Below are 13,391 nucleotides of genomic sequence, written 5' to 3' on the forward strand. Positions count from 1 at the left end.
GACAAACCGCCTGATACGGCCCACATCAACACCTGCAGCTTCACGCTGTAGATCGTCGAAATCCTGTTGTCGTTTGGTGTCTAATTTGCTGCTTTCGTTCATATATCCCTCGAGTGACATTATAGCATTTTGGGATAGATCGGTGCAAATTTAGTTCGACGAAGGGGGTCTCGAACTCTAGCGAAACGCTGGGACAAACCCGTCGTTCAGTAAATTCGTAGTGGCCCGAATACTTAGAGCAAGAAAAGCACTGCGAAATGGCTGGCGGAACAATTTCTGTGAATGCAATTCAGTCGCGCCCCGCTTCCACTGGGGTGTGCAGAGCGAAACAGTTCCAAGGTATACAGAAAGTTTGATTTGTGATCACAACGTATGATATTGTAATGAAAGACAAAAATAAAAACCGAAGAATTTTATCTAGAGCGCCAAACCGACGAGGAAACGGGTGTAATAATGTACGAGGCCTGGCATCGCGATGGTAAACGTCATGGCGATGACGTGCCTGCCGAAGTCTGGCGCGATCCGGAAACGGGCAATATCACAAAGGAATCCTGGCGCAGAGACGGGATACCACATCGTGACGGAAATTTGCCTGCGCGGCGCTCTATCAGCAAATCAGGGATTTTCACAGAGGAGTCATACTACCGATTAGGCCAGCCTCACCGTGAAGACGGACCTGCAATTGTTCAGAGAGACTTAAAAACCGGCAATTTGACATGTCAAAATTGGTACCTTCATGTCCGCTTTGACCGCCCCGATGACGGACCAGTTATCGAACATCGTGATGCCAATACTGGTGTTGTCACATATGAAGAGTACCACGATTTGGGTGGGAACATATTGCACCGTGGTGACGGACCAGCAATCATTGAACGTGACCCCAAAACCGGTCAAGTCATTCATGAAGAGTTCTATAGTCACGGAGAACCATGGCCCGCTCCGAACGGAGGGGTTGAAACTCTAGATATTTGACGTCTCACTCTGGCTGATTTGTCCGGAGTGATTCAGAGTGAAAATTCCTACTTTCAAGCAATTTCAAGACCTATTGGTTCCTGAGGCAAAAAACTCTGTACTGTTCTCCGCGGTTCAACCTCAAATTATCTCTTTTAGACAAAACACCTTGTCAGCGATGGCCGCAGAAGCAGCCTATGAAAAGATTTTTGACAAAGCCGATGGCACATCCGGTACAACTCGGCAGCAACATTCTCCGCGAGACGGTGGTAAGCCGAACACAAGTAGGCTCGAAAGTATCAAGAGAGGGCGCGGCGATAGGTTAACCGTTGAAGCCGTTTATTACCATTTTCAATTTGGGGAAGAAGATACTGGCTATGCAGACGCGATCAGTCGCGAACTCTTTGAAGAATCTACTTTCTATCAACATTTCGAGGACAAACTCCGACGGATGGGTCTCGATACTCCAGCTCAAGGCGATGGCCTTGATGCTTTCCAATTCGGAAATGTAAAGCTGTGCCTAGCGTATGAGTCCGGAATGAAATCTTTGGACTTTCCGGAAAGGGACACCGATGCATTGTTTGAAAACGGCAACCTTCTCCCTCTGGAGGCACTGCACTGGAGCAACGGAGTATCGAAAAAATACGGGCGCAGCCAGGAAATCGCCGATATCAAAGAGTGGGCCGAAGACCCCGATCCAAGGTGCAAGATTCACCTAATCCATGGTCCTGGTGGTGTCGGGAAAACGAGGCTCGCCGCCGAGGCAGCTTTACAGCTAAAAAAACTTGGCTGGAAAGTTGGCTTCCTTCCCGGTGACATCCGCGACCCTAATACCAGCGTCAAGCTGGCATCCGGCGGCGTCGGGGCCCTTCTTATCATCGATTATCCCGAGGAACGGCCAAAACTGGTTCAAGCGATATTCGCAGCCCTTTCTGGGGATCAACGCTTCAGGGTGGGCGCCATGTGTTCATTCTACGTGCAACTCTGTGAAAACCTGGGTGTCGAGCCGGATGCTGAACTGCTCCTACCGATCACCGAAATGTTTGAGCGGATGAAGCGTGGTGAGGTCTAGGCAACCAACATATCCGCGACAACCCATCAAATTCATCCAAATAACATGCCCTGACCGGTTTTGCCGGTGACCAGCCTGAGACTTGCCGGTTCCGAATCACTGATGCTGACCCTGCCGCTGCTTGAAATGTCCGGCGGGGACACAGCTGTTCTTCGAAGGGATCGTGGCGACCCTTTTGAAACCTCCGACCGGGCATCTCGAGACCATGACCACGTGCCGATGCGGCGCGGGAAGGAAACGAGATGTCTGAACTTGAACAAACCCTGGGGTTTTGCACCCGATGCGGGCGCATTGTGGAAGCCCCATGCAAGCCAAACACTGATCTGACGGTTGATGGGCTAAGTGCAACGGAAGAATTGCCGCCACTATTGGCAATGACCATTCGGGCGAAGCCTGAGGCGGATTTGCTGACACAACAATTTGCCTGTGTGGCCGGACGCCAATTGGCCCGGTTGAAGCTAGCACCGCAGGAAGTTCGCGTGTTCACAGCCTACCGCATCTATGAGGGCCTCGCCCACGGTGTGCGGTACGAAACGCCGAGGAGCTCGCCGCTCAAGATCGATCCTGAGACCATCGACGAGGTATTCGACGGGCGGCCCACAGCACGTCTGGAGGCGGATGTGCCGAATTGGGAAGACGATCCGTTGCAAGCCGGGTTTGCCCTGTCGCATCACAGCCTTGCCGCAGAGCACCAGACCAAACAACACCGTCAACTGCGCCAGCCAGAGGAAATCATCAACACGCCCACGGATCGCGCCTATCTGTTCCACGAGGACGTACCATTTCCGATTGAGTTGGACCGCAGGCCTTACTGGACCGACAGGGCGCTGACCGGGCTTTACCATCCAAATCCTTATCACCCGCCACTGGATCGTGTGTCCGTGCAGACCCGTTGGGGCCAACGCACCCGCCGGGTTATTACTGAACCAGTACCGCAACGCTTTGCACACCTCCCCCAATATCGAAGCGACCAGTGGTCGCGGGTCAAGGTCTGAGCCATGGCCAAACCCATCACCTACGCCAATGCGCATCCGGATCTGCCGGGCAGCGATTTTGCTCAGCGGCTTCAACATCTGCGCCTAAAGCGTTTGTTCGCCGCCAATGGCAATGTCGAAACCGCCCAACCACACCCGTTGCCGGATCCGTCTATGGTGGCCCAGGAGCAACCGCATCCAGCACCAAACCCGCCAGCCTCGGTGGGTGCTGACGTCGATGCCGCTTCTTTCAACGCCAGATGGCAGTCAGAACACCGCCATGCCGCTACGGCTCACCTCAAATCCCAACCAAAGAATGGAGACCGTAAAATGTCGGACAACACGAAGCAGCCCAAGCGCCCTTTAGAAGTTTTAAGAGAGGGCAGCCTCAAGGCCGCCATTTGGCGCAACGAAGCAGAGAACGGCAGCTATCATTCCGTCATAGTCGCGCGCAGTTACTAGGATAAAGAGGGCAACCTGCACGACACAAACAGCCTGCGTGCCAAGGACATGTTGGGCCTCTCAGAACTCGCGCGCCGCGCCCATCATCAAACCCATGATTTGGACCGCGAGGCCTTCAAGGAAAGGCGGCGTGCCCAGCCCGCACAAGCCAAGACGCGCGACACTTCGCAAAGCCGCTGACAGTCAGCGTTACAGCATCTCTAGGAATAAAATCCTTGACAGATAAGCACTTATCCGGCAAGATGTTCTCTTTTTGTTCACTTTCGCGCTGGCAGAAAAGTGAACGCGGGAGAGGCATGCCATTTAATGAAAGGACTATTATGCCGACCAAAACCCCGCCCATTTCCACTGAAATTACCCGTACAACATCGCCAAAACTCCATTTTGATTGGCAGGATTGGCTGCCACTGCTGGCCGACGACAGCATTCCGGAAGCGCAAGCCCGTGAGCTGATCGAAACTGTCTGGTCCATCGTCTCGGCCTTCATGCAGCTCGGCTGCGACGTCTCCTCCACCACAGAAACCTGTGGAAAAGACATCGACCTGACCGCGCTGCTCAACGCTGCTGTGCTAGACTCGCAGGACGCCCAGGCCATCAAACCAGTAACCTAAGAGGAGTCCGCATGACAGACACGCCGCAAAAAGCAATTATCTATTGTAGGGTCTCCTCACGCACGCAAGAAGAAGAGGGCCACGGCTTACAAAGCCAAGAGGTCCGCTGCCGCGAATTTGCCGCCACCAAAGGCTATGATGTCGCCATGGTTTTTCCCGATACGATCACTGGCGGCGGTGATTTTATGCGCCACCCCGGCATGGTGGCTACTGCTGGCGTTTCTAGATGCGCAACCCAATGAGCGTTTTACCGTCATCTTCGACGACCTCAAACGCTTTGCCCGCGATACCCGTTTCCACCTTGATCTGCGCGACGCCTTCCGCTTGCGCGGGGCCAGCATCGAATGCCTGAACTTCAAATTCGACGACACACCAGAGGGTGAGTTCATCGAAACCATCATGGCCGCCCAAGGCGCATTGGAGCGCAAACAAAACGGACGGCAAGTCGCCCAGAAGATGAAGGCTCGCATGCAGTCTGGCTACTGGATCCACAATCCACCCGTCGGCTATCGCTACGAAACCGTCAAAGGGCATGGCAAGCTTCTGATCCCGAACCCGCCGTTTGATGCAATCATCCGCGAGGCCATCGAGCGCTATGCCTCTGGCCATTTCCAAACCCAGGCTGAGGTGAAACGCTACTTTGAGAAGTTTCCTGACTTCCCGCGCAATAAGCACGGCGAGATTCGCCAACAGCGTGTGACCGACATCCTCAGCCAGCCTCTTTATACCGGATATATCTGCAGTGAGGTCTACGGGATAAACTGGCTGAAAGGCTACCACGAACCGCTGATCTCTGTCGAAACCTACGAGAAGGTCCAGGCGCGCCGTAATGGCGTTGCCAAGGCCCCAATGCGCAAGAATATTGGCAATGACTTCGCCCTGCGCGGCTTCGTCTGCTGCGCCGATTGCAACACGCCGCTGCGTTCAAGCTGGACCAAAGGCAAAACGAAACGCTACCCGTATTACCTTTGCCAATCCAAGGCCTACGCGAGCTACGGCAAATCCATTGCCCGCAATCAGGTGGAATCCGACGTCGGAGACCTGATCAAACAACTCCAACCCAGTCAAAAGCTATTCATCCTGGCCACGGCAATGCTCAAATACGCCTGGGACCATCAGCGAAACCAATCTGCCGAAATCGTAAGCGCCGCCAAACGCAAAGTCATGAACATCGAAAAAGAAATCGACGCGCTGCTGACCCGAATATTGGCTGCCAGCAACAACACCGTCATCGCCAGATACGAAGACAAAATCGCTGAGCTTGAAAACAGAAGGCTGGATTTTCCGAAAAAGCAACGTTGCAAGCTTCTGACAGCGCAACCTTCGAAGAAAAACTAGAACCCGTCCTGGCGTTCCTCGCAAACCCTTGGAAACTATGGGACTCAGGCCACATCGCCCTGCGTCGCATAGTCCTAAAACTCGCCTTCGCAGACCGCATTTTCTATTGCCGGAAAGAGGGGGCTAGAACACCTAAAATATCCTTACCGTTCAAGGCTTCAGGGGGGATCCCGCAAGGGGAAGTCCTAAATGGTGCGGGTGAAGGGACTCGAACCCCCACGCCTCGCGGCGCCAGAACCTAAATCTGGTGCGTCTACCAGTTCCGCCACACCCGCACTTTACGCCAGTTACACCTAGCGTGCGGCGCTGATAGCAAAGCTTTCCACAGGATGCGAGAGCAAATCGACATCTTTAGTATTTATGGCGTACCAGCAACAAAAATTGATATATTCTTAGTTTGTTTGCGATTGGCGGCAAAAGATCGCGACAGTTTCTCGACGTTCACACATTCTACCGAAAAAAACTGAGGCAGACAGAGCGAGAACGCAATGAAAACGCAGCCCAATAGGCCTGCGCGGGACAGGAAACCGCGTTTAGAAATAAGCAATTCGTCATCATCCATCGCCCCGATGACTGGTTTAGTTCGCGACACAGTTGTGTTGACACGTAGCGGTGAAGTTCTGGTGCAGCACATCCAGGCCGACCATCATATCGTTACCCGCGACGCAGGGCTGGTACGGGTCCAGATTGTCGTTCACCAGCACGTCATGAGTCCAACCATATCGGTTGCAGCAGGCTCGCTGGGCGATACGCGTCCTGAACACGAAATGATTCTGCCTGCCAACCAGCAGATCTTGATCCGAGACTGGCGTGCACAGGCCCTATTTGGTTGCAATCAAGCCCTTGTTCCGGCTTCCTCGTTGGTGGATGGAGAGTATATCTGCCATCAGGGTCAGCAAATGCTTGATCTCTACTCGGTACATCTAGAACGCCTGCATGTGATCTATGCCGGCGGACTAGAGGTAGCAAGCGCCACTGAAACTGCCCTCAACCTGCGTTCAGCCGCCTAAAGCCCCAGATCCCGAAACACGGCAGGCAGTTGCTCAGCCAGGTCTTCGGCGATCAGGCCGGGGCCAAATTTTCGGGCACATTCCACGTGCAGCCAAGCCGCCGTTTCTGCCGCCTGCATCGGAGCAAACCCGCGCGCCATCAGACCTGCGATAAAGCCCGCCAAGACGTCCCCCGCCCCCGCAGTGGCCAACCAAGGGGCGGCCCGCTCATACTGCGCCGAATTGATGGAACAACGCCCATCTGGTCCAGCAATGACTGTATCCGGTCCCTTGAACAAGACAACGCATCCGGCGCGCTTTGCCGCCTCTCGGGTTGCATCCACTTTGGAATAAGCTGGCCCCACGGTCGCAGGAGCATCCAGCCGTTCTGCAATATCCGGGAACAACCGGGCAAACTCACCCCCATGCGGAGTGATTACGCAGTCCTCGTGCAAAACGTCAAACAGCACCTCTGGCTTGGCACTAAACCGGGTCAGCGCATCTGCATCCAATATGGTCGGCCGGTTTTCCTTCAAGACAGTCAAAACCATTGCCTGGGTATCGGCCCGAATTCCCAGCCCTGGCCCAAGGCATATCGCGTTAAAGCGGGCATCTTCCAACAGTTCGGTCAGCCCCAGTGCTCCATCGATTTGGCGCAACATAACTGCGGTCAGGTTGCAGGCGTTTTCCAGCATCGCTGAACGAGGCGACCCCAACGTGACTAGCCCCGCCCCGATGCGCAAAGCACCCCGCGCGGCCAATCGCGCTGCGCCGGTGTTACCGTGTCCGCCAGACAGGACCAGCGCGTGACCGTTAGCATATTTGTGTGAGCCTCGCTTTTTTCCAACAGCCCCACGCCACGGATGCGCAGTGACCCCCACTGTTTTTGAGCCCGAATGATGTGGGTGGTCAATCACACCAAAACGCTCAAGGCCGATATCTTTAACAACCGTTTTGCCACAGCGCTCAGGCCCGTTGCCCAATTCACATCCCAATTTTTGCGCATGAAATGAAACCGTAAGGTCAGCGAACAGAGCCGGTCCAACCGTTTTTCCACTGTCAGAACACAAACCACTGGGCAAATCCAGCGCAACAACTTTTGTACCACCGGACATTCCCGGATCGCCCAAGAGGTTGAAGTCGACAAACAATCCCTCACCCAAAGAAATCGGGCGCGTCAGCCCAGTACCAAACAATGCGTCCACAACGATTCCAGCTATCGGGTACTTAAATCCGCCATCTTCACATGGAACGCAGATCGCTCCCAGTTTTCCCCAACGCTCAAAATTCACCCTCGCATCTGGCGGCAATTTCTCGGCATCCCCATACAGGTACACCTCCACATCCCAGCCACGCTCCTTCAACAAGCGCGCCACCACAAACCCGTCGCCGCCATTGTTGCCCGGCCCGCACAGCACAACTGCACGCAGCGGATCCTTTTCATCTGGCTCTAAATATCCCGGGGAGCGCGAGGGGCTGGTCCCTCGCCCCATCAACTCAGGCCATTCCTCAAATATGGCCTCAACAACCCCCTGCCCCGCACGCTCCATCAGCTCCAACCCGGTCACGTCACCAGACTCAATTGCAGCCATTTCTAGCGCGCGCATTTGGGCAGCGGTTAGCAATTCAGTCATCTCAAGGCCTCATCGATTCAATATCGCACATAAATTAAGCTAAGCGATGCCAAAATAGGCATGTGAGCGCCGAGCAAATGGTGTTTTCCTCACACTTGTAGCGGTATACATTGCTGTTCCTAATAAGAAGTGATCTGACCAACCGCGACAAGGTGTGAGGAGCCCGAGAATGAAAAAGATCGAAGCCATCATCAAACCGTTCAAACTGGACGAGGTGAAGGAAGCGTTGCAAGACGTCGGTGTACAGGGACTCTCGGTCATCGAGGTCAAGGGCTTTGGCCGTCAGAAAGGCCATACAGAACTGTATCGCGGTGCAGAATATGTGGTGGATTTTCTGCCCAAGGTGAAGGTCGAGATCGTTCTGGACGACGATCAGGTCGATGCCGCGATCGAAGCCATCGTTGACGCCGCCAAGACCGACAAGATCGGCGACGGCAAGATTTTTGTCTCGACCATCGAACAAGCCATTCGCATTCGGACCGGCGAGACCGGCTCGGACGCTCTGTAACACACAGCATTCACAGACACAGATCATCCAATCAGAAGGACCAAGGGAATGAGCGCAGACGCGATTCTCAAGACACTCAAAGACGAAGATGTCGCTTATGTAGATATCCGGTTCACCGACGTTCGTGGCAAATTGCAGCACGTGACCGTCGACGTGGACCTGGTTGACGAAGATTTCATCGAAGAAGGCTTTATGTTCGACGGCTCGTCGATCGAAGGCTGGAAATCGATTGAAAACTCGGACATGAAACTGATCATGGACACAGACAGTGCCTATATCGATCCGTTCTACGCTGAGAAAACATTGTGCATTCACTGCTCGGTTGTCGAGCCCGATACAGGTGAAGCCTATCAGCGTGACCCGCGCGGCACCGCTCAAAAAGCCGAAGCCTACCTGAAGTCATCGGGCATTGGTGATGTGGCCTATATGGGCCCCGAAGCAGAATTCTTCCTGTTTGACGATGTGCGCTTCAGTAACTCGATCAACAAAGTGTCCTATGAAGTCGACGCCTCCGATGCGTCCTGGAATACCGACACCGAGTACGAAATGGGCAACATGGGCCACCGCCCTGGCGTCAAGGGTGGCTACTTCCCAGTCAACCCAATCGACGAAGCCCAGGACCTGCGCTCTGAAATGCTGTCGACCATGAAGCGTCTGGGCATGAAAGTGGACAAGCACCACCACGAGGTTGCCTCTTGTCAGCACGAGCTGGGCCTGATCTTTGACAGCCTGACCAAACAGGCCGACGAGTTGCAGAAGTACAAGTATGTGATCCACAATGTGGCCCATGCTTATGGCAAATCCGCGACCTTCATGCCCAAGCCGATCTATGGTGACAACGGCACCGGCATGCACGTGAACATGTCGATCTGGAAAGACGGCAAGCCACTATTCGCTGGCGACAAATACGCTGATCTGTCGGATGAGGCGCTGTTCTTCATTGGCGGCATTCTGAAGCACGCAAAAACGTTGAACGCCTTCACCAACCCGGCGACCAACAGCTACAAGCGTTTGATCCCTGGCTTTGAAGCCCCTGTTCTGCGCGCTTATTCGGCTCGCAACCGGTCGGGTTGTGTTCGCATTCCATGGACCGAAAGCCCAAAGGCCAAGCGCGTCGAGGCCCGCTTCCCCGATCCAGCAGCCAACCCATACCTGTGCTTTGCAGCCTTGTTGATGGCTGGTCTTGACGGCATCAAGAACAAGATCAACCCTGGCGAAGCCATGGACAAAAACTTGTACGACCTGCCAGCAGAAGAGCTGGAAGGTATCCCAACAGTCTGCGGCTCCCTGCGTGAAGCGCTGGAATGTCTGTCTGCTGACCACGACTTCCTGCTGCAGGGCGACGTGTTCACCAAAGACCAGATCGACGGCTACATCGCCCTTAAGATGGGTGAAGTTGAATTGTTCGAACACACCCCACACCCGGTTGAGTTTGGCATGTATTACAGCTGCTAAGTTAAATGGTGTGGGCACGCTCACATACTAAACTGACAAGAGGGCGCTCCAATCTGGGGCGTCCTTTTTTGGTTCCACTCGCAGGAACCAAAAAAGGGTAACCCAACTACGCTAGCTTATCCGCGCCAGTTCCACCGGGCTCACAATCGCTGTTGAATAAGCCCTTGATCCCTTCTCACCTGCCCTGTATCCCCGCGCTTTCCCGCTGTTGACAGGATCCCGTGATGAGCGCCCCAAATACCCTTGGCATTGACTTTGGAACCTCGAATTCAGCGGCTGGTATCGCAGTCAACGGGCACCCCTGGTTGGTTGAACTGGAACCCGGAGAAAAGACCCTTCCCACGGCGGTGTTCTTTGAAGAACAGCCACGCCGGATGCGCATCGGTGCCAGCGCCACTCAGGCTCTGATCGCCGGAGAAGAGGGCCGGTTCATGCGGGCGCTCAAAAGCCTGCTGGGCACCCCGCTCTTGCGCGAGGAACGGCGGCTTAATGGGGAGCGGATCAATTTCGTCGAAATCATCGCCCGTTTTCTGCGCGAAGTAAAAACCCGGGCCGAAACTGCCACCTATCAGGAATTCACCCATGCGTTATCGGGCCGTCCGGTGCGGTTTCATAGCAAGGATGACGCTCGCAACGCCCAGGCCGAGATCGATCTGCGCGACTGCTATCTGGCTGCAGGATTTCAGGATGTTCAGTTCATGTTTGAACCCGAGGCCGCTGCGCGGGCCACTGTTCCGGATGAGGGTCTTGGGCTGATCGTTGACATCGGTGGCGGCACCTCGGATTTCTCCCTGTTTCGCCAAGAAAACTCAGGTGAGACCGCGATTCTGGCCAGCTATGGTATCCGCATTGGCGGCACTGATTTCGACCGCCGCTTAAGCATCGATCACGTGATGCCGCTTTTGGGACGCGGCACCGCCATCCGCAATGCCTTTGGCCTGGGCACCTTGCCGGCACCCGCCAGAATTTTCAACGATCTGGCCACCTGGCAGATGATCCCATTTCTGTATGCCGCAGATAGCCGCCATAAGGCACGGGATCTGGCCAGCAATGCGGTCGAGCCAGCAAAACTGGCACGGCTGGTCGCTACACTAGAGGACGAGCTGGGCCATGATATCGCCTTTGCGGTTGAGCGTGGTAAAATTCAAAGCAACCAACCGGACCACCCTGCCCCCCGCATTGATCTAAAAGAGCTGGAGCGCGGGTTGATAGTGCCGTTGACCGCAGAGATAGTGCAGACCTCTCTGGCAACACAGGTGGATGAGATCGCCGCGGGCGCGGCTGAAACCCTGGCGTTGGCTGGAATTTCGACTGATCAGGTCGATCGGGTTGTTCTGGTTGGCGGTTCTTCTCTGATGTCGGTGATCGATCAACGGATGCGCCAGCTTTTCCCAAAAGCCAAGGTCCACAAGGAAAACGCCCTGACAGCCGTTGCTGACGGCTTAGCCATTTCCGCCGCGACGGCGTTTTCCTAACTCATAATGGAGAGATCCTGCGCATAATTCCCATGGTTTTCCGGGCGCAGGGCACTAGGCTCAACAGGGTCCATTTTAGTGAAAGCCAGTTTTATGCGCCTGTCCCTGTTCTCATCTGTGTTCTGTATCTGCCTTGCAGGTCCTGCCCTTGCTGCCCCCTGCGGCAACACATCAGCCGGATTTGCCGCCTGGAAGAATGACTTCGCCCGCGAAGCCCGAAAGGCGGGTGTGAAAAAGCCAGGGTTGCAGGCACTGCAGAATGCGCAATACGCCAGCCGGACAATCTCGGCGGATCGCAACCAAAAAAGCTTTCGCTATACGCTGGAAAGATTCATGGAACTTCGCGGGTCGACAACAATCGTCGCACAGGGACGCAAACGCAAAGCCCGTAACCGTGAATTCTACGCCGCACTCGAACGCAAATATGGTGTACCAGCCGGAATACTAATCGCCATTCACGGCATGGAAACGGCCTTTGGCCACTTTATGGGCGACAGTCAGATTGTCCCCGCCATCACGACATTGGCTTATGACTGCCGGCGGGCTGACTTCTTTCTGCCGCACGCGATAGGCGCGTTGAAGCTGGTCGATCAGGGCGCCATAACTGCGGCCACCCGCGGGGCCAAACATGGCGAGTTGGGACATACTCAATTTTTGCCCGGCAATGCGCTCCAGTACGGCGTCGATTGGGGCGGCGACGGGCGGGTTGATTTCTATGATATGGCAGACGCTTTGGCCTCAACCGCTAATTTTCTGCGTAAGAAAGGCTGGAAGAAAGGCAAAGGCTATCAGCCCGGAGAGCCGAACTATGCGGTGTTGAAACAATGGAACGCCGCCACCGTTTACCAACAGTCACTGGCGATTATGGGCGCTGATATTGACCGGTAGGGCACATTATTCCACGCCATATTTCTGCGATTAAGGCAAAACGTGCAGTGGCTTGGGGCAAAACCCCATGCGGGCTCGAAAAACAATCCGGCTCACAGGTCAGGATTGTAACAGATTTGGCAGCAATGTGGCCGTCCGCTGCCCCGGTTCAGCCGTAATTCTATCATAAAAACCTGACACGCCAAATTAACTCGTTGAAAATAAACATTCTTTCAAAAGCCAATTGAACCGTGAAAACGGAAACAATTCCTTAGCATTTCCGCGTATTCCGCCTCACTTTCCGCGTTTTCGGATTCTATTGTTTCCTTACAAGCAACCCGAGCGGAGGATCCTGACGGTGGCCCAGAAAACCCAAATTTATGGCGGCTTAATTTACTTCGGAATACCCAGCGGCGCGCTGGCCAAGTGTAGCTGCATCATTGCCGATACGCTGGAAGAATATGGCCATTCGGTAGATCAGTTTAGTGCGCGTGCCAGCGATGTCATTGCGCTTACCTGTGATCACTATCGCTTGGTGCTGCGGATGGGGAATCAACCAGACGCCCCGGAAGAGCCCCAGATACAGCCAAGCCTGCAGCGGGTGGAAATCACCTTGCAGCCTAATTTCCCAACCCATTGCGACACAGAACTCAGCGAAATGCTGATGGCCATCATTATGTACAGGCTCGTGCCGGTTCTAGCGGCTGAACACGTCGAATGGATGGACCCAAGTGCAACTTTGACCCGGTCGCAATTTCTCAGTGCATTTGACAATGTCAATTCGATGCAGCCGCAACCTCTGACCCTTGCGCAGCCTCGGTTCGCCCCAATCGAAGAGACAGCAGCCGAGCTGGAGCGTCATTGTTCAAAGATGCAGGCTTCGGCGTTTCAATCTCCGGCACCCGTCGCAAAACTTGCATCCTATCAACGACTTACCGCATGGGCCGGCGGCCTGATGCGCGGCAGCGAACATCGCCTGGTCAGCCTCATTCCGCCGTTAAGCGCTTGCGCTGCTCTTTTGAAAAGTTCCGGCTCGCTCTGACAGATAGGGATTT

Annotated in this window: 14 protein-coding genes and 1 tRNA gene; 13 read left to right on the forward strand and 2 right to left on the reverse strand. The window is 54.6% G+C overall.

Annotated elements, in window-relative coordinates; all coding sequences use genetic code 11:
- Positions 1–453 precede the first annotated feature (453 nt).
- The 7 genes from EBB79_RS14820 to EBB79_RS25270 all read left to right on the forward strand — a co-directional run bounded on the left by EBB79_RS14820 (position 454) and on the right by EBB79_RS25270 (position 5,408).
- Positions 454–972 (forward strand): hypothetical protein, encoded by a 519-nt coding sequence (locus EBB79_RS14820; protein WP_127749608.1) that lies wholly within the window; start codon positions 454–456, stop codon positions 970–972.
- A gap of 37 nt (positions 973–1,009) precedes the next feature.
- Positions 1,010–2,023 (forward strand): ATP-binding protein, encoded by a 1,014-nt coding sequence (locus tag EBB79_RS14825; RefSeq protein WP_127749609.1) that lies wholly within the window; start codon positions 1,010–1,012, stop codon positions 2,021–2,023.
- Positions 2,024–2,265: 242 nt separating this feature from the next.
- Positions 2,266–3,018 (forward strand): hypothetical protein, encoded by a 753-nt coding sequence (locus EBB79_RS14830; RefSeq protein WP_127749610.1) that lies wholly within the window; start codon positions 2,266–2,268, stop codon positions 3,016–3,018.
- 3 nt (positions 3,019–3,021) lie between these two features.
- Positions 3,022–3,459, forward strand: a complete 438-nt coding sequence (locus tag EBB79_RS14835; protein WP_127749611.1) for a hypothetical protein — start codon at positions 3,022–3,024, stop codon at positions 3,457–3,459.
- 215 nt (positions 3,460–3,674) lie between these two features.
- Positions 3,675–4,070, forward strand: coding sequence for a hypothetical protein (locus EBB79_RS14840; RefSeq protein WP_127749612.1), 396 nt, complete (start codon positions 3,675–3,677; stop codon positions 4,068–4,070).
- An 11-nt stretch (positions 4,071–4,081) separates the two neighbouring features.
- The gene (locus EBB79_RS25265; protein ID WP_127749613.1) at positions 4,082–4,312 is read left to right on the forward strand and encodes a recombinase family protein; all 231 of its coding nucleotides are present in this window, start codon (positions 4,082–4,084) and stop codon (positions 4,310–4,312) included.
- On the forward strand, positions 4,209–5,408 hold the full coding sequence (locus EBB79_RS25270; RefSeq protein ID WP_274594816.1) for a recombinase family protein: 1,200 nt from the start codon (positions 4,209–4,211) through the stop codon (positions 5,406–5,408). The genes EBB79_RS25265 and EBB79_RS25270 overlap by 104 nt, the downstream gene beginning before the upstream one ends.
- A 190-nt stretch (positions 5,409–5,598) precedes the next feature.
- Here EBB79_RS25270 and EBB79_RS14855 read toward each other — a convergent pair.
- Positions 5,599–5,683 (reverse strand) — tRNA-Leu (locus EBB79_RS14855).
- Between the two features lie 294 nt (positions 5,684–5,977).
- On the opposite strand from EBB79_RS14855, the gene EBB79_RS14860 reads away from it, so the two are divergent.
- The gene (locus EBB79_RS14860; protein ID WP_164860826.1) at positions 5,978–6,418 is read left to right on the forward strand and encodes a Hint domain-containing protein; all 441 of its coding nucleotides are present in this window, start codon (positions 5,978–5,980) and stop codon (positions 6,416–6,418) included.
- On the opposite strand, the gene EBB79_RS14865 is transcribed toward EBB79_RS14860, so the two are convergent.
- Entirely contained in the window at positions 6,415–8,031 is a 1,617-nt protein-coding gene (locus tag EBB79_RS14865) for an NAD(P)H-hydrate dehydratase (protein WP_127749616.1), read from the reverse strand. The genes EBB79_RS14860 and EBB79_RS14865 overlap by 4 nt on opposite strands.
- Positions 8,032–8,200: 169 nt before the next feature.
- Here EBB79_RS14865 and EBB79_RS14870 point away from each other — a divergent pair, with 169 nt between their 5' ends.
- The 5 genes from EBB79_RS14870 (at position 8,201) to EBB79_RS14890 (ending at position 13,378) form a co-directional block, all read left to right on the forward strand.
- Positions 8,201–8,539: a P-II family nitrogen regulator gene (locus tag EBB79_RS14870; RefSeq protein WP_127749617.1), complete on the forward strand. Its 339-nt coding sequence runs from the start codon at positions 8,201–8,203 to the stop codon at positions 8,537–8,539.
- 48 nt (positions 8,540–8,587) lie between these two features.
- Positions 8,588–9,994, forward strand: a complete 1,407-nt coding sequence (gene glnA / locus EBB79_RS14875) for a type I glutamate--ammonia ligase (RefSeq protein WP_127749618.1) — start codon at positions 8,588–8,590, stop codon at positions 9,992–9,994.
- 224 nt (positions 9,995–10,218) lie between these two features.
- Positions 10,219–11,469, forward strand: coding sequence for an Hsp70 family protein (locus EBB79_RS14880; RefSeq protein ID WP_127749619.1), 1,251 nt, complete (start codon positions 10,219–10,221; stop codon positions 11,467–11,469).
- Between the two features lie 93 nt (positions 11,470–11,562).
- Positions 11,563–12,357: a lytic murein transglycosylase gene (locus EBB79_RS14885; protein ID WP_127751020.1), complete on the forward strand. Its 795-nt coding sequence runs from the start codon at positions 11,563–11,565 to the stop codon at positions 12,355–12,357.
- Between the two features lie 223 nt (positions 12,358–12,580).
- Positions 12,581–13,378, forward strand: coding sequence for a hypothetical protein (locus EBB79_RS14890; protein ID WP_127749620.1), 798 nt, complete (start codon positions 12,581–12,583; stop codon positions 13,376–13,378).
- The last annotated feature ends 13 nt before the right edge of the window (positions 13,379–13,391 follow it).

The organism is Parasedimentitalea marina, from assembly GCF_004006175.1.
GTDB classification, from domain to species: domain Bacteria; phylum Pseudomonadota; class Alphaproteobacteria; order Rhodobacterales; family Rhodobacteraceae; genus Parasedimentitalea; species Parasedimentitalea marina.